The 17,158-nt window shown below is 34.2% G+C and carries 14 protein-coding genes and 1 riboswitch; of the genes, 5 read left to right on the plus strand and 9 right to left on the minus strand.

Annotated elements, in window-relative coordinates; genetic code table 11:
• Positions 1-11: 11 nt before the first annotated feature.
• Positions 12-272, minus strand: coding sequence for an SHOCT domain-containing protein (locus FNOD_RS01280; protein WP_011993437.1), 261 nt, complete (start codon positions 270-272; stop codon positions 12-14).
• 157 nt (positions 273-429) lie between these two features.
• Here FNOD_RS01280 and FNOD_RS01285 point away from each other — a divergent pair, with 157 nt between their 5' ends.
• The 4 genes from FNOD_RS01285 (at position 430) to FNOD_RS01300 (ending at position 4,914) form a co-directional block, all read left to right on the plus strand.
• Positions 430-1,617, plus strand: coding sequence for an ISL3 family transposase (locus tag FNOD_RS01285; protein WP_011993438.1), 1,188 nt, complete (start codon positions 430-432; stop codon positions 1,615-1,617).
• A 155-nt stretch (positions 1,618-1,772) separates the two neighbouring features.
• The gene (locus tag FNOD_RS01290) at positions 1,773-2,528 is read left to right on the plus strand and encodes a glucoamylase family protein (protein WP_238374598.1); all 756 of its coding nucleotides are present in this window, start codon (positions 1,773-1,775) and stop codon (positions 2,526-2,528) included.
• 29 nt (positions 2,529-2,557) lie between these two features.
• Complete coding sequence (locus tag FNOD_RS01295) at positions 2,558-3,748, plus strand: glucoamylase family protein (protein WP_011993439.1); 1,191 nt, start codon at positions 2,558-2,560, stop codon at positions 3,746-3,748.
• Positions 3,749-3,987: 239 nt separating this feature from the next.
• Positions 3,988-4,914, plus strand: coding sequence for a DUF4382 domain-containing protein (locus tag FNOD_RS01300; RefSeq protein ID WP_011993440.1), 927 nt, complete (start codon positions 3,988-3,990; stop codon positions 4,912-4,914).
• A 65-nt stretch (positions 4,915-4,979) separates the two neighbouring features.
• Here the strand turns inward: FNOD_RS01300 and FNOD_RS01305 are convergent, their stop codons facing one another.
• The 8 genes from FNOD_RS01305 to FNOD_RS01340 form a co-directional block, all read right to left on the minus strand.
• Complete coding sequence (locus FNOD_RS01305) at positions 4,980-6,545, minus strand: ABC transporter permease (RefSeq protein WP_011993441.1); 1,566 nt, start codon at positions 6,543-6,545, stop codon at positions 4,980-4,982.
• Between the two features lie 42 nt (positions 6,546-6,587).
• Positions 6,588-7,328 (minus strand): ABC transporter ATP-binding protein, encoded by a 741-nt coding sequence (locus tag FNOD_RS01310; RefSeq protein WP_011993442.1) that lies wholly within the window; start codon positions 7,326-7,328, stop codon positions 6,588-6,590.
• A 126-nt stretch (positions 7,329-7,454) separates the two neighbouring features.
• A complete protein-coding gene (locus FNOD_RS01315) occupies positions 7,455-10,490 on the minus strand; it encodes a hypothetical protein (RefSeq protein ID WP_011993443.1) in 3,036 nt (1,011 codons plus the stop codon).
• An 87-nt stretch (positions 10,491-10,577) separates the two neighbouring features.
• On the minus strand, positions 10,578-11,567 hold the full coding sequence (locus tag FNOD_RS01320) for a FecCD family ABC transporter permease (protein ID WP_011993444.1): 990 nt from the start codon (positions 11,565-11,567) through the stop codon (positions 10,578-10,580).
• A gap of 1 nt (position 11,568) precedes the next feature.
• Entirely contained in the window at positions 11,569-12,459 is an 891-nt protein-coding gene (locus tag FNOD_RS01325) for an ABC transporter substrate-binding protein (protein ID WP_011993445.1), read from the minus strand.
• 58 nt (positions 12,460-12,517) lie between these two features.
• A riboswitch (cobalamin riboswitch) is annotated at positions 12,518-12,689 on the minus strand.
• 101 nt (positions 12,690-12,790) lie between these two features.
• Complete coding sequence (locus FNOD_RS01330; protein WP_148202022.1) at positions 12,791-13,159, minus strand: hypothetical protein; 369 nt, start codon at positions 13,157-13,159, stop codon at positions 12,791-12,793.
• Entirely contained in the window at positions 13,156-15,042 is a 1,887-nt protein-coding gene (gene feoB / locus FNOD_RS01335; RefSeq protein WP_011993447.1) for a ferrous iron transport protein B, read from the minus strand. Before feoB ends, FNOD_RS01330 begins: the two co-directional genes overlap by 4 nt.
• A 2-nt stretch (positions 15,043-15,044) precedes the next feature.
• Positions 15,045-15,521, minus strand: a complete 477-nt coding sequence (locus tag FNOD_RS01340; protein ID WP_011993448.1) for a FeoA family protein — start codon at positions 15,519-15,521, stop codon at positions 15,045-15,047.
• Positions 15,522-15,830: 309 nt separating this feature from the next.
• Between FNOD_RS01340 and glnA the strand changes: the two genes are divergently transcribed.
• Positions 15,831-17,150, plus strand: coding sequence for a type I glutamate--ammonia ligase (glnA, locus tag FNOD_RS01345; RefSeq protein ID WP_011993449.1), 1,320 nt, complete (start codon positions 15,831-15,833; stop codon positions 17,148-17,150).
• The last annotated feature ends 8 nt before the right edge of the window (positions 17,151-17,158 follow it).

Raw genomic sequence — 17,158 nt, forward strand, 5'->3', positions numbered from 1 at the left:
TATATTATTACTCACTTTCCTTCAATTAAACTTTTCAGCTTTCTATATTCTTCTTCTGTTATCTCACCTTTTGCTAATCTTTCGTTTAAAATATCAAGATGCTTGTCTTTTGGTTGGAAAACCGACAATTTAGAAAAGAATATTTTGTAGACTATATAAACTGCAAGCAAAAATAGTGCGAACGAAATTATCGGTTTCAGCCATAAGAGCCACGTACCACCCCAAAAACTTGGTCCTATTCCGTAAAATCCGTGACAAAAACCTCTCCACATAAATTTCACCTCCTTCTGTTTTTCAAATTCGGCTCTATAATAAATATTGGGGTGGGTAAAAAGGAAAAAATATAGCACTTATTCTGAATGCCTGCTATAATAAAAACTGTTTTATGACAAAAAAAACACTCAAAAAGAAAGGAGGCATCCAGAATAAGTGCTCAAATCTAATTATATCACTGAACTTTTAAAATCGAAAGATATTATTCTTCACCAAATGAATGAGAATGAAAGTGAAATAGAACTTCACATAAGTCAGGTACAAAAGCCCCACAAATGTCCTAAATGTGGTAATATTACAAGTAAGGTACATGATTATCACACACAGAAGGTAAAAGACGTACCTATAATGGGCAAGAAAACATATTTGATTATAAGAAAGAGAAGATATGTCTGCAAAGCATGTGGGAAGAAGTTTTTTGAACACATAAGTTTTTTAGGCAAATCTCAAAGGATGACAAATAGACTTGCAGCATATATTATAAGTCAACTTGGAAGTTTAACAAGTATGAAAGAGATAGCAAAACACACAAATGTTTCAGTGACAACAGTTATGAGATTGTTTGATAAAGTAAATCCAGGTCAAACTGTAGATGAGTTTTCTTCTGAAGCAATATGTGTAGACGAGTTTAAAGGCAATGCAGGTGGAGCAAAATATCAATGTATATTTGTAGATCCTGTAAAAGGGCAAATAATCGAGATTTTGAAAGATAGAAAGCAAAATATTTTAATTGAGTATTTTAAGAGGCTGAAAGGTAGAGATAAAGTAAAATATTTTATCTGTGATATGTGGAGACCATTTGTAGAGGTAGCAAAAACATATTTTAAAAACGCTAAAATAGTGATAGACAAATTTCATTTTACCCGATACGTTTATTGGGCTTTAGAAAATGTGAGGAAAAGGGTACAAAAGAAATTAGGAAGTAATTTGAGGAGATATTTTAAGAGGAGTAGGAAGTTATTATTGAAGAATTATGAAGAACTTGAGCCTGAGCAAAGAGAAGAATTAGAAGTAATGTTTTGGTATAGTCAAGATTTGAGGAAAGCCCATCAACTCAAAGAAGAATTTAAGAGAGTGTTAAAGAGCAGTAATTCTGAAGAAGCAAGACTCGTATTAAAAAAGTGGATAGAGAGAGCAGAGCAAAGTGGACTTTCTGAATTTATGAGATGTGTAAAGGTTTTTAGGAGCTGGTTTTCGGAGATAGTAAATGCATTTGATGTTCCGTATACTAATAGTATGACAGAAGGTTTTAACAACAAAATAAAGGTACTAAAGAGGAATGGATTTGGATACAGGAATTTTGAAAGATTCAGGAAGAGGATTTTGTACAGTTGTGGTAGATAAGTTGAAAAAGTTGAATATTTAAAAACCCACTATATGAGTGGGCAAAAGTGGTATTAGTTTTTTTAGATTTGATTGCCTATAATATACATTAATAACATTTAATGTATGCTTGAAAAAGCTAAAAAGGTGGGCATTCAGAATACCCACCCCACTACTTGACAAAGAGCCAAAATTATTTCTACATGGCATATTATCCTGAGAAAGGCTTTCAAGGGTACTGGGATTTTTACGCTGAACAACTGATGTTGTACATTCTCGGCGCGGGTACACCTAATGAAAAGTATAAAATTGATGACACAATTTATTATTCATTTAAGAGAAATTATGGAAGTTATAAAACAGAAAAATTCATACATTCATGGTTTGGTTCTCTTTTTACTTACCAATATTCGCATGCATGGATAGATTTTAGAAATTACGTCGATAAATTTGGTGTTAATTGGTATACCAACTCTGTGCTTGCAAGTATGGCTAATTATTACTTTTGTCAGGATAATAAAGAAAAATACAAGAGTTTTACAATTGGGTGGGGTGTAACTGCTTGTGATACACCGAATGGTTACAACGGATTGCTTGGTACACCACCTTCTGGGAATAATAACACAGTCCATCAAATTGATGGCACTCTTGCTCCGTCAGGAGCCTTAGGTTCAATTGTATTTACCCCCAAAGAATCACTTTGGGCATTAGATAATTATTATAAGATGCCGCAATTGGTTGGGAAATATGGTTTGAAAGATTCATTTAACCTTGATTTAAATTGGTTTGCTACAGATTACATAGGGATAGATAAAGGGATAACACTGCTTATGATTGCAAATTACAAAGATGAGTTCATCTGGAAGATATTTATGAGTATCTCCTATATAAATGATGGACTTAAAAAATTGGGATTTTCTTATAAAAGTTAAAAAATTTATTGAGAGGAGAGCGGCATAATATGAAACCACGTGACATTATAGAACTTGAAGAAAAATTGTGTTTCGAATTTTTTTGGAACGAGGTGTCTAAAAGTGATGAAGGTTATGGACTAATTCTTGATAATACGCGAGACAAAGATGTGGCGAGTATAGCTTCAGTGGGTTTTGGTCTTAGTGGCATACCGATTGGTATAGAACATGGCTGGATTACAAAAGCTGAAGGAAGAGAAAGAGCCAAGAGGACACTTGAAACTTTTCTCAATAACGTTGAGCAAAAAGAAGGATTTTTCATCCATTTTGTGAATATGAAAGACGGTAAACGTACATGGCAATCGGAAGTTTCCATTATTGACACAGCATTATTTTTAATGGGAGCATTAACTGTAGGTGAATATTTTGGCGGAGAGGTTAAGGATTTATTTGAACAGATATATTCAAGGGTAAATTTTCCGTGGTATTTAGATAAGGAAAATAATCAATTTTACATGGGATACAGTTACGAACGAGGTTTTTGGGGGCATTGGGATAAATATGCAGAGCAGTTGATGATGTACTTTCTCGGAGTAGCGTCGCCGACGTACCCGGTAGAACCTTCTGTTTATTGGTCGTTCCAAAGAGATATCGGAAATTATAAGGATTACGAACTGATATACACATACACAGGTTCGTTGTTCACATACCAATTTTCACATGCATGGATAGATTTTAGGAAAATTACCGATAAATCTGGTGTCAATTGGTTTGAAAATTCTGTTAAAGCCTCATTAGCAAATTGGGAATATTGCAAAGAGATGCATGATAAGTATAAAACTCTGCACGAGTACTCTTGGGGATTGACCGCATGTGATTCGCCAAGTGGTTACAGAGGAGATTTTGGGGCACCACCATCTGCAAACAATAATACACAGCATTATGTTGATGGTACTGTACCGCCATGTGGAGCACTAGGTTCCATAGTTTTTGTACCGGAGATTGTTGAAGAAACGGTAAGATATTACTATGAAAAAGTACCACAACTATGGGGAAAGTACGGATTCAAAGATGCGTACAACTTAGATAAAAATTGGACATCTGAGGTTTACATAGGTATAGATAAAGGTATTGAATTGTTGATGATTGAAAATTACCTAAGTGGATTGATATGGGATATAGTTATGAAAAGCGAATATATTAGGAAAGCAATTAAAATGCTTGAAATGGAAGAAAAATAAAAAAATCAAATCCCCCTTTCCGGGGGATTTGACACTTACGGGGGGAGGGGATAGGGTCATTCATTTAACATTGTTGAATTTATAATTTATTTATGATTTTCAATATTAATTGTATTCCTTAAAGCTTAATAAATCCTTAGAATTTCAAAATTTAAATACGAATTTTTCTAAGGTTTTTTAAGGTTTTATTTATAGTATAAAAATATATCTCACGATAATTTTGAAAGGAGGGATTGGCTATGAAAAAGGTTTTATTGATTTTTGCTGTTGTGTTGATTTTAGTTGTTATGTTCAGCTGTACACAGATTTCTGAAATGCTCTCTTCAAAAGCAAAGGTTTCAGTTGTGCTAACAACTGGTACGGAAGGCGAAGGTGATACCACAAAACCGCAAGAATATTCAGATGTAAGTACCCTGGGAATTTTCAGGAACGAGGCACCTTGGATCAAAGATATTCAAAAATTAGAAGTTAAGGTCTCTAAGTTCTCTTACAAATATTCTACAGGCCCTGGCGAAGGAAAATGGGCAACTCCAACTTCAGTTGATCAAGTAATTGATTTAGTGTCATTAGACTCAACCGATGTCAGCTGGTTGACATTCGATATTCCTAAAGGTGCGGTTATTGTAGCCTTAGCATTTGAAGTAACTCAGGCTACGGTTACAATAAATGACCAAAGTTATCCTGTGACAATTCCTTCGGGAAAGGCTAAAATTGTTCTAAAAAATATGAACTGGACAATCAATGAAGATGGTGAGATTGCTCTAAGCATTGATTGGACAAGGAGTATCATAATGATTGGGCCGAATTCATATATGCTTGTTCCACGCATTGCTTACAGATGGAGAGGTGATTTGAAGGATTTATGGGCGATAGAAGGTCGTATAACACATAATGGCGCGGCTCCAACTGAACCACTTTTGATAGGGTTGTACAATGGAACAGATACTACAGCAACACCTCTTGTTCTAAAGATGATACCGGTTAGAAAGGAAGGAAACTTCTACCTTGGTAAACATAAGCCAGGCGAATACACAGTAGTTGTTTGGAATAACTTGACATTTACTTATGAAGGGACAGATGTGACCTTCAATGCAACTGAAGCTACACGAACAACATTTGACCACGGTAAAACAAATGCTACGACAAAATTGAATTTGACTTACTAAAAAATAATCTAACAATTTGAACAAAGCCCACCGATTGGGTGGGCTTTTTTGATTATATAACTTTTTTAATCGTTCATATTAATTATCGTTTTTTTCAATTTTTTATAGTAAACTATTGCAAGAATTATGGAAAGAACAATTGAAACTATCAATGATGTCCAGGATAAGATTATAGTCCAGCCTTTTGACTTGGGACCAGCTGATAGATAGCCTATTGGGAAGAGCATACCAAAGGCTAATCCTAATGTTATTCCTTCGATTATGAACGTAGTTACGGTTGTGAATGGTTGATTTTTTCGCCTTCCAGGCTTTGTTATACTGTAATACGCTCCTATGAGTGCACTAAGTAGAAAAAGCAAAAGCGCGAGTGGTAAGAAAATAAAAGCTTCCTTGGAGTATCTGTTGGTTAACAGTGCCACTAAATTTATTAAAATGAGCAAAAGAAAGTTCATTGATACTGGTATAACTAATTTTGGAATTATTATAGATGATTTTTTAGATGGTAATATTTTAACTATTTCTGAGTATTTAAATTCGTCCATAGTTAATAACCCAGATTCCATAGCGCAATACAAAACAGCGATAGCAAGAAACGGTACGCTTGAACTAATAACAGAATTGGATACAAACATCATGAATAAACCAAATGCGACGGGATAAAATATGAGAAATATAAATTGTTCGTTTCTCTGCAATGCTTTTAAATCTTTCCAGAAAAACGGGCCGAATTTTGAAGCATACGAAGAATTATTTGAGAGTTTTACTTCATCTTTTTTCTTAGTTTTTGTGCGAATTTCTTCGTATATTACTTTATCAGCTAAGTACCAAAATAGAATAGAAGCAACAATTGATATAGCGATAATAATTGATATCAATAATTTATCACTTGAATAAGCCCAAGTTAAAACATTGTATTTGGAAGTAGTAAAAGCAAACCACCTAATAATATTCTCATTTTCTGCAAGCTTTGTAACATCAATATCTTGAAGGTAAGAAAATCCAAAATATATAAACACAAGTAGTAAAACTATAATTACGTTTATTTTCCTTACGATACTCTTCGAATTAATACCACCACTCAATATCGAAAAAAGTGCAGAAATCGAAGTAATAAAACATAATTGCAATAAGGTTTTTAATAGAAAAGTGTAAGATACGTTCTTCCAACCAAGCATGAATCCAAAAGTTGCGCCCAAAAAGAAGGCAATTGTGAAGAGTTGGCTTGAAAGGGAAATGATGAGATTGTAAATTGTTAATATCCTTCTTTTAATAGGCATTGTTAAGAGCAGTTCCAACTCATCTGTCCTTGAGAATGCGTACATTCCAGTTCCTATAAACCCAACAATGTAAAATATGGAAAACATCGTTATATTCATCATGTAAAACATAATACCAATCTCTTCGAATTGTGGATAAAACTTCAAAGCTTCGTAAAGTTTCGAATAGATACTTTTATTTGAGTAAAGTATGAATAAAAACATCGGTAAAATACCGATAATCATTGTTGAAATATATCTTAAGGCGTAATTAGTATTTCCGATTTTTGCTTTTTTTCTTTTTATCTGCCGGGTTGTTTGCATTGTTGTTGGTGAAAGACCAATGTATTTAAACAGTATCGATAATTCATTCATTTTAAGACACCTGCCTTTGTTATGCTTATTGGTTTATTAAAATCACAATTCTTCAACAAGTTCTTTTATATCTTCTGAAGCGGTTAAATTAAGGAATATATCTTCAAGTGATTGACCATATTTTTCTTTAAGTTCAGTGACACTTGCTTCAGCGATGATTTGTCCTTTATTTATTATCGCTATTCTATCGCACATCTTCTCTGCTATTTCGAGTATGTGTGTGGTCATAAATACAGTGGTACCTTCTTCTGCATATTTCTTAAGAAGCTCTTTTAAAATTTTTGCACTTTTGGCATCTAGCCCGACTGTTGGTTCATCTAGGAAAAGCACTTCCGGTTTTCTCATCAAAACAGATATGAGCATTAGTTTTTGCTTCATACCGTGTGACATTTCGCCAGCAAATTTGTCAAGATAATCCACACCAAAAACATTGCAAAGGTCATCTATGCGTGATTTAACAGTTTTTTTATCCAACTTATAGATAGAAATAATAAATTCAAGGAATTCGTATCCTCTAAGGTGTTCGTATATTTTAGGTTCATCTGGAACAACGCCTATCCTTCGCTTTATTTCTATTTCTTTGTTTTTCATATCCATACCAAGGATTTCAACCATACCAAACGTAGGTTTCAGTGCACCAGTTAACATTTTTATCGTGGTTGTCTTACCCGCGCCGTTTGGTCCAAGAAATCCAAATATCTCTCCTTTTTTTACATTTAGGTTGATACTATCGACAGCTGTAAAATCACCAAACTTTTTTGTTAAATTAACCGCTTTTATCATTTAATTCATCACCTCTTACCTTCTTTTAAAAGTTGTGAAATTTTTCTAATACATTATAGCACTAACACTAAATAACATAAAGTCCCCTTTTGGGGGACTTTATGTGGGGTTTATAGAAATTACATTTTATCTTCCTATAATTTTATACATTGGCAGATTAAGTGTTGAAATCGGTTTTACTGCAGGTAAGTTAGTAATATCGTAAAGTAATATTCCGTTATCTGTTCCTACAACCATTTGTCTGTTATCAGCTTCCGTATGAAATGCGTAAGTTAAACCTTTGAAATCTATGTCAGTTATTTTCTCACCGCTTGAAGATAATATCTTTATTCCAAATCCACCACCAGATACAAAGATTTTTTCTCCGTACCAGGATATATTCCGTGCAGGTGCACCTTCGAAAACAGGTGTTTTTGTCAAATTATCATCATCTTTTTCTGTAAGCGTGACACCGTTTCTATCAAGTATCCATATACCGTTGAAATCACCATCAGCGACAAAAATTCTATCGAAGTATTTATCTACAGCTATTGCCAAGTCGTTTCCAGGATTGTACTTCTTAAGTGTGTATCCGTTTGGACTTTCTGTAATAACGTAATATGGTGTTGAAATTTTTCTCTCATCGTTGAAGCCAAGAATATTTCCAGCATTATCTGTAAGTAAAGTATACCTAACTATCCCAGCTTGGCCACATGATACAATAACATGAGATGGTTTTTGAGCTTCAGATATGTAATCAACGACAACTTGCAACGATTTTGGTTCAACGTTTTCCTCAATTGATGAGAAATATGGTATATTTTGACTTATTGTTGCTGGAAGCGTTACCGATACTCCTAGTGAATTACCATCATAGCTAAAAATTTCTACAACGTTTCCTGAACTTTTCTTCCCCAAAACGTAAGCTCTTCCTTGCGCGTCTATTGCGACATCATATATAGAGTTAAATCCAGATAGATCCAAAGGAGTTGCCGTAGATAAATTCAAAGTTGTATAATCAAAATCATACAATTTTGCGATTTTTGATTCAGTATTTGCAACGACTATTTTTGCTACTCTTGTTGAGTTACTTTTTGGTACAGCTTTCATTTTCACATCGATTTTGTTCAAAAATTGACCGGTATCCCATCTTCTAATTGTCGGTTCAAGTGGATCTCTTACATCTAAAACATATAAACCATTACAATGGAATCCATCACCGACTGCAAAAACAAAGTTGTTTAGATATTTTATATCAAAAGCTTTGTATAACTTATTTGGTTCATTTTTCGAATCGTTTAAGTAAGTTGTAAGCCCTTTACCACTATCGAGAACAATCGCATGATTGTTACTATCGTCTTCTTTTATAAATAACATATCTGTAAATTTAGCTCCAAGCTCAAATGCAACCTCAGATGATATGGAATCGTTTATCCATTTTCTAATTCTGTCGATTGTGAATGCGTATAAATTGTTGTTTGACAACTTTACGCCTTTAACTTCTGTATCAAATAGATTGTTGGCTAAATTTGTTACGGAAGATGATGGAAGCTCATTGGGGGCATTTTCTGCATCTGAAAGGTTTACATATTTTACGCTCTTATAATCTGAAAATGCAATAACAAATTTCGAATTAAATTGACCTATATCTAAATCGTTTACCTGCCCTTGATAAAGAATAATTACATCATTGATGGTAATATTTGGTATATTGACTAAGTTAAGCTTTAATAGTCCGTAATTACTGACAGCCAAATATGCATTTGTGCCTGAAAGTTTTATGGAGCTTATCTTACCTTGGGTAATATCTACTTTTGAGTTTGTTTTTGTTCCAAATTTTGAGTACGTAGATACTGGAACTTGTAATCTCTTTATTATTTTTCCGAACTCTTTGCTTGCAACTATTGGATTCGCGGGATCTTTTAAATCCACAACAGTTAATCCACGAGTACCTTCACCTATAATTGCATAATGTTTGTAAATTTTTATTGATGTTAATGTTGTTCCAAGGTCTATTTTTTTAATTAGCTTTGGTTGACTTTTGTCTGATGCGTCTATAACATAAAGGCTTGTGCCACCAACAGTATAAATATAGTCTTCTACGACATCTAAATCTACAAGTTCTGAATCATCTGAATTTACGAAAAATCCCTCAAGCTTTATAGTTGGCAGGTTTATAGTGCTTGATATATTAATTATTGATTTTCCATCAAAGCTCTTTGAGATTACATACGAATATCTTGGCTTTGAGTTCGTTTTGAAAGTAACTTCTGCCGTTGAAGATGCTTTTGAAAGATCGTAAGCGGTAACTGATGCTTTATATTGTGCGTTGTATTCTAAACCACTTACTATAAATTCCGTAGCTGTTGTTTCAGAAGTTAGTATAGTGCTTGAACCTTTTAAAATTGAAACCTTATATTTAAGTCTGTCGTTAGGATCGTTATCTATACCATTCCAACGTAAAATAAAGTACGTTGGTACTATTTCATTCTGAAATGGTTGTACTATTTGAACTGTCGGTGATTGATTTATTATGTTTACCATTTTTTGGACAGTTCTTTCTGCGTCGTAAACATCTTTGGCGTAAATATCTATAATGTAATTGTCTCTTGGAAAACTTTTAATTGGTATTTTTACTTGGAGGTCTTTTTCATTTTTCCAAATTATGCTTCCGTCCAACTTCAAGACTTTTACCGATGATATTATTCCATCATTTTCAGGATCAGATATATTAACAGTAACTTCTTCGGTTTCTTCAGTTATAACTTCAGGTGTTATAATTACTACAGGTTGGAGATTATTAACTTTTATCTTTTTTTCTATGCTGACACTTTTTCTACCATCACTAGCTGTTATTGATAGTGTGTGCTCTATATTGAAAAATGCAGAGTTCAAATTCAGCTTTGATGCGTAATCATTTAACTTTAATTTTGTCAAATTTTGCCCCGAGGCAAATGTAATGTCATCCAATTTCCATGTAACGGTTGGGTTGTTTCCAGTTACGGTGACTGAAAATTCTTTAGTTCTGTCTACTGAGATGGTCTCGGTTACTTGGGTTATATCGTTGTTATCATACTTTAAGTTTCTTATGCTTAAAACTGAAATGTTGGAGCATGAGAATAAATAAAACAAAAGTATAGGTATTCCAATAAACAAAAAAATGCTTGAATAAAACCTTTTCACAAAAATCCCCCCAAATAATTTTGTATAAAATCTAAATAAAATTATAGCACATTTAGTGCTTAATTTTGTACAAGTTTGCAATTTCTATCAACTTTTTCTTTTCATGAGCCAAAACATAAACGGGGCGCCAATTAAGGAGGTTATTATACCAACTGGTATTTCCACAGGATTGAGAAGTGTACGTGAAAGGGTATCACACACTGACATAAATAATCCACCAATTAAAATCGTCGACGGAATGTTTTTTCTATGTGAAGGTCCAGATATCATGCGTGCCATGTGCGGGACTATCAAACCTACAAAGCCAATAATTCCTGTTTTAGATACAAATGCTGCAGTTACAAATGAACCAAGCAAATAAAAAAGCCACTTTACGCCTTCAACATTTACTCCTAGGCTTTTTGCCTCCTTCTCACCAAGTGACATCGCATCAAGTTGTTTGCTATACAATAAAGATAAAAAAACGAAAACACCTAATGATAATGCTGGAACAGGTATATCAGAAAAAGTAATACCAGAAAATGAGCCAAAGAGCCATACATGACCTGTTACTAAAGTTTTTTGCGCTATGTTCAATAATAACATACTGCCTGCAGAAAACATCGTACTCACCAATACACCGCTTAGTACGAGATGAACTACTGGTATTACACTCCCTTTTCTTGCCAAAGTTATAGTCATAAGAGAAGCAATTACCGCAAAAATGAAGCTCATTGTTGGAATGCTTACATGTGCAATAGAATTGACCACAAAATATACAGCAAGTAAAGCTCCAAAGCTTGCACCCGCGGATGTTCCCACTAAATATGGATCAACAAGAGGATTTTTCATAATTGCTTGGAAAGTGTTACCAACGATTGATAGTGCGATACCTGTAAGTGTTGCCATGAGTACCCTTGGAAATCTTAAATTCCATATCATGTACTTTTCTGGAGAATCTTCAGTTAAAAGTTTAAAAATTTTGAAAACGCTTACATTCACTGTACCGAAGGATAGATTTAAGAGAAAGACCACAACAAAAATAACAGGGAGAGAGTATCTCCCTGTTTTTAAAATCAAAGACTTTAACTTGGACAAATTACTTTCCTCCATAGAAGAAATTATAGAAAATATCGAGATATTTGAATATATGTGGAGCCGCTTGACTTACTTCGTCACCATCAACTACAAAGATTTTGTTGTTTTTCACAGCTTTAAGATTTTTCATTATTGAATGATTTTTGACAGCCTGTTCAACAGACTTTACATCACCATAAGCACCAATGATAATTACATCGGGATCTTGTTGTACCAACCATTCCCAGCTTACCGATAACCAACCGTTATTTCCGGAATATGGAGCTGCGATATTTTTACCGCCAGCAATAACAATAAGTTCATTCATATAGGACCCCGTACCAGCTGTCCAAAGTTCTTTTACTTTTTCATCAGGTACGGTTATAGTGAAAAATACTGTAGGTCTTTTTTCAAGAGGTATTTTTGAAGTTTTTTGACCAACTTCAGTCATTTTTTGCCTCAATTCGTTGGTAATTTTATCTGCTTTTTCTTTTACGTTGAAAACTGCTCCGAGTTGTCCAACTGCTTTTATTATGTCGGTGAGAGTGTTGGCGTTCAAAACATAAGCGGTAAGATTTGCTTTTTCAAGTTTCTCAACCTCTGGGAATTGGAATCCACCAAACATCAGTACAAGATCAGGCTTTAAAGAATAAATTTTTTCAATATTAAGCGGAACCATGTTACCTATATTTTCCGCTTTTTTGTAATTATCCCATGCTGTAACTCCAACAATCCTATATTCCAATCCCAAAGCTTGAAGGTACCTTGTTGCACTTGGTGCCGCGGAAACTACTCTACGAGGTGGCATAGGAATGTTTACAATTCTTCCTGCATCATCAACAACCGCAATAGCTAAGGAAAGAACCGTAAACAATAACAGTACCAATAACCAGACTTTTCTCAAAGTTTTCATACACAAACCCCTCCTCTATGCAAAAATTTTTTGCCATCCCCAGGCTACGTGGTGGATGGCTCCCTTCCTTTGCATGTTAGGTCTCCCGACTCGTGGATCATCCTACTCTTCACACCTTCCCAGCCAAAATTAGGCCAGTGGTATATTGTGAATTTCGTCCCCACTCACGGTGGCGGCCCCGCGCCGGATTTTCACCGGGCTTCCCTTTCAACATGCAAAGGGAGGTTTATTTATATTTTTATCCTTAAATTTTATTATAAACCACTCTTTTTCAAAATTCAATATTTACTTTCTTGAATTAAAGCTACATATACATGTTTTTTGATAAGCATTATTTCTTAAAAGCTAATTTTCTGAGTTTTTGTACGTTATAAATGTTATACAGCGAAAATATCATCAGAACGATATCCGCGTTAGTTAATTTATAGATAGATTCACCAAAAATTTTATTAATCATGGAAAATATGAATGTTAGAAATACGTACCCACCAGTTATTAAAAATAGGATATTTCCAACGTAAAGATGCGCTATGCGGTATGATATAGCTGGTTTGCCAAATTCTCTGAAGCTTGTTAAAAATACAAGAGAAAATGTGAAAAGTATAAGTGCAAATATATACTGTTTTTCAAAAATATACATAATAGATATAAGGAAAGAAGAAAATATCGATATCCAAAGATTCAAATTTATGTACTTCATGATAACAGCCTCCAAGAAATATTAACCAAAAATGCGATAAAATAAGAAATGGTTAAACTATAAAGTATCGCAAACAACGTGTATTTGTTACTATTTGTTTCCGCCTTTATAGCTGCAAGTGTTGCAAAGCAAGGTATGTAACCTAGAACAAATACCATCAACGTCGCTGCTGTAGCAGGTGAAAGCACTACGTTTTCAATACCGTTGTAGAATTGTGAGAATGATGATACTATAATTTCTTTTGCTACACCACCAAATATAAGTGCGGAAACTGTTTGCCATGAAAAACCTAAAGGCCTAAATAAGAATTCTAGAGATTTGCCAATCATGGCAACAAAACTATTTTCAATATTGTTTGGATCTGGAAAATACGAGAGTGCCCATACAATTATGCTTGCTGCAAAGATTATTGTTCCAGCTTTTTCGATAAAATGTTTACCTCTGTTCCACATATACACTGCTATATTTGATAATTTTGGAAGCCTGTACCGTGGTAATTCCATTATAAAAGGTACAGTTTCTCCTTTAAGTATAACTTTGTTGACAATTCTTGATGAGATAGCGGTAAGTACTATACTTAAAAGATAAATTAAAAAGAAAGCTTCAGCTTTGTATTGCGAAAAAGCCACGCCTATTATCATTAGATAAACAGGTATTCGTGCGTTACAACTTATGAATGGAGACACCAAAATGGTTGTTATTCTTTCTCGCTCGTCAGATAAGCCACGAGCTGCCATTATTGAACTGACGTTGCAACCAAACCCTAAGAGTAAGGTCATAAATGAACGACCTGTCAGTCTTAGAGAGTACATTAATTTATCCATAATAAATGCTATTCTTGGTAAATATCCACTTTCTTCCATTATCCCAAGTGCAAAGAATAAGGCAAATATGCTTGGTATAAAAGCTAAAACACTTCCAACGCCATTTATAATTCCATCAGATATTAAAGATTTAAACATAGTGTCGTTTCCTATAAATTCGACAAGTTTTCCAAATAGGAATTCCAAAAGTCCAACTAAAGGTTCCGAAGTTTTAAATGTAAAGTTAAATGCTAAATAAATGAGTGAAATAAATATAGGTATGCCTAAATATTTGTGCGTTAAAACATGGTCTAAAGCTTCCATGGTGGATAACAAATTGTTCGATTTGGTAAAACATCTCGAAATTATTGCGGTTATGTATTCATACCTCTTTTTAGCTATTTCCGTGGCTATTGATTCATCTGTTGTAAAGTCGCAATTATTTATTAATTCACGAACGAATTTATCGTTCTCAAGGTATTTTATTGCCATAAATCTTTTGTTGTATTCGTTTGAGACGCAATTTTCTACTTTCTTTATTAGATTTTCTATTTCTTCGCCATATTCAAATAATTTTGTTCGCGTTACCTTTTTAAATGAGTTAATTATCGTTTCCTTCAATTCGTCAATACCTTCACCTGTATGGGCGGAAGTTAGAACTACTGGTACACCCAAAAATGTTTGTAACGCTTCTTTATCGATGTTTATGCCATTCTTCTTTGCTTCGTCTATAGTGTTAAAAACTGCAACAACATTTAAGCCTAGTTCAAGAGATTCTAACAAAAGGTACATACCTTGTTCAGGTGTCATGCTATCTATAACAACGACCGTGACATTTGGAGGAGTAAAAAGAAGAAAGTCTCGTGTAACCTTTTCATCTAAAGAAGTAGCAGAAAGCGAATAAACACCTGGTAAATCAACGAAGTGTAATGTATAGTCCCTATAGCTTGTTGCGCCTTCAATTCTTGTAACTGTAACACCCGGCCAATTCGCAACGTATTGGCGCGCGCCAACAAGTTTGTTGAATAAACTAGTCTTGCCTACATTTGGATTTCCAAGAAGACCGACTGTTATTACCATTCTTACTCCTCCAAATCTGTTACAGAGTTTTTAAGCACATTATCCCTTATCTTAGTTACCATAACTTTCGATAGTCTTCCAAAACCAATGTCAAATATTCCGACGGAAGTCTTAACTCTCCTATCAGGCAATATCTCGATAGTTTCATTCTCAATTATCCCACATCTACTTAAAGATGACCTTGCAATTCTACCAGCTAGGATATTTACAACTTTATAAATTCCAGGCTCTACAAAAGTAGCGGGAAGTGGTATTTCTTCGATAAGTTCAACTTCAACTAAATCAGCTTCAGCATCTCTTAGAGAGATAGTTTTATTGAAGACTTTGTAAAGCCTTGGGTCACCCATTGGTGCAGCTTTAATCACCTCTATTCTTACACCTGGAAGTATTCCAACAGCCCTTAATTTTGGCGAAATATCGGAAGGGAGTACACGTTTAACTTCTACAATTGCACCTATCGGTACCTCGGAGAGTTTCATAAAGTCACCTCACTGTGGAATAATTTGGTAATTCTTAATGTTAATTATCAAAAAAAGATTAGGTTCAAGAGGAATTTTCTAAAATTAGGTGAAACTTATTCTCAACAAAATTCTATAACATATTATGTGTAGTGTCAAGGAAAATATTAGTCAAAATTTTTAAGTTTATTGTTTTTAATAAAAATTTTTGATTTTAGTTGACTATTATTGATTGAAGTTATATAATAAAATTAATTTTCTTTTTACTGCATGTTTTACCTAATTGAACACTATTTCTTAAATAACAACTGGTATATGGGGGGGAAGTTTATGGAGCGAAAAGATGTTTTCAAATTTATCGAGGAAAACCAAGTAAAGTTTATAAGGCTTCAGTTCACGGATATAAACGGTACGATGAAGAATGTCGAAATACCGTCTGATGAACTTGATTCTGCTTTGGATAGTGGGATAATGTTTGATGGTTCATCAGTTGAGGGTTTTGCAAGGCTCCATGAGTCTGATATGTATCTTAAACCTGATTTGAGAACAGTTGCAATGCTTCCGTGGACTTTTGATGGACACAGAAGTGCAAGAATCATATGTGATGTTTACAATGACCCTGAAACGTCATTCGATGGAGATCCAAGGTATAGATTGAGGCTTGTTGAAGAAAAAGCTAAATCAATGGGTTTTATTCCTTATGCTGGACCCGAGGTAGAGTTTTTTATCCTACCACGTGAAAAAGGTAGACCTGTATTTGAATTTTTAGATAAAGGAAGTTATTTTGACTTATTACCTGTTGATATCGCGGAACATATAAGAACTGAAGTGTCTGTTCACCTTGAGGAAATGGGACTTGACGTTGAAACAACACACCACGAAGTTGCGCCATCTCAACATGAAGTAGATTTTAGATACGCAGAACCACTTTTTGCCGCCGATAATGTTCAAACAGTAAAGTTGGTTATAAAAACACTTGCGATTAAAAACAATTTGTATGCGACGTTTATGCCGAAACCATTTTTTGGTGTCAATGGCAGTGGTATGCATGTGCATATGAGTTTGTTTACTTTGGACGGTAAGAACGCATTTTATGACCCGGATGCACCAGATGGAATCTCTCAAACAATGAAGTATTTCCTCGGAGGATTAATTGCACATGCAAGAGAGATAACAGCTATAACTAACCCCACTGTAAATAGTTATAAAAGGCTCGTTCCAGGTTATGAAGCACCCGTGAATATTGCATGGAGTAAAGGTAACAGAACAGCGTTAATAAGAATTCCAAAAGCTCGTGGTAAATCAACAAGACTTGAGTACAGAGCCCCAGATCCATCTTGTAATCCTTACCTTGCTTTAGCTGTAATGTTTGCTGCAGGACTTGATGGAATTGAGAATAAAATAGAACCTCCTGCTGCCGTTGAGGAAAATATATATCGTATGTCTGAAAGTGAAAAAATCAAAAGAGGTATCAACAAGTTACCATCAAACTTGAAAGAAGCTTTAGTAGAAGCTGAAAAAAGTGAACTTGTTAGAAAAATTCTTGGAGAACACATATGGGAAAAATTCTTAGTTTTGAAAGAACGCGAATGGTGGGAATATACGACAACAGTGACTGAATGGGAGAGAACTAAGTACGAGAATATTTAATTATATTT

This window comes from Fervidobacterium nodosum Rt17-B1, assembly GCF_000017545.1.
Classification (GTDB): domain Bacteria; phylum Thermotogota; class Thermotogae; order Thermotogales; family Fervidobacteriaceae; genus Fervidobacterium; species Fervidobacterium nodosum.

Coding starts and splice junctions, on each gene's coding strand:
- glnA (WP_011993449.1), top strand. CDS start 15,831: ATGGAGCGAAAAGATGTTTTCAAATTTATCGAGGAAAACCAAGTAAAG.
- FNOD_RS01280 (WP_011993437.1), bottom strand. CDS start 272: ATGTGGAGAGGTTTTTGTCACGGATTTTACGGAATAGGACCAAGTTTT.
- FNOD_RS01300 (WP_011993440.1), top strand. CDS start 3,988: ATGAAAAAGGTTTTATTGATTTTTGCTGTTGTGTTGATTTTAGTTGTT.
- FNOD_RS01340 (WP_011993448.1), bottom strand. CDS start 15,521: ATGAAACTCTCCGAGGTACCGATAGGTGCAATTGTAGAAGTTAAACGT.
- FNOD_RS01295 (WP_011993439.1), top strand. CDS start 2,558: ATGAAACCACGTGACATTATAGAACTTGAAGAAAAATTGTGTTTCGAA.
- FNOD_RS01325 (WP_011993445.1), bottom strand. CDS start 12,459: ATGAAAACTTTGAGAAAAGTCTGGTTATTGGTACTGTTATTGTTTACG.
- FNOD_RS01330 (WP_148202022.1), bottom strand. CDS start 13,159: ATGAAGTACATAAATTTGAATCTTTGGATATCGATATTTTCTTCTTTC.
- feoB (WP_011993447.1), bottom strand. CDS start 15,042: ATGGTAATAACAGTCGGTCTTCTTGGAAATCCAAATGTAGGCAAGACT.
- FNOD_RS01310 (WP_011993442.1), bottom strand. CDS start 7,328: ATGATAAAAGCGGTTAATTTAACAAAAAAGTTTGGTGATTTTACAGCT.
- FNOD_RS01305 (WP_011993441.1), bottom strand. CDS start 6,545: ATGAATGAATTATCGATACTGTTTAAATACATTGGTCTTTCACCAACA.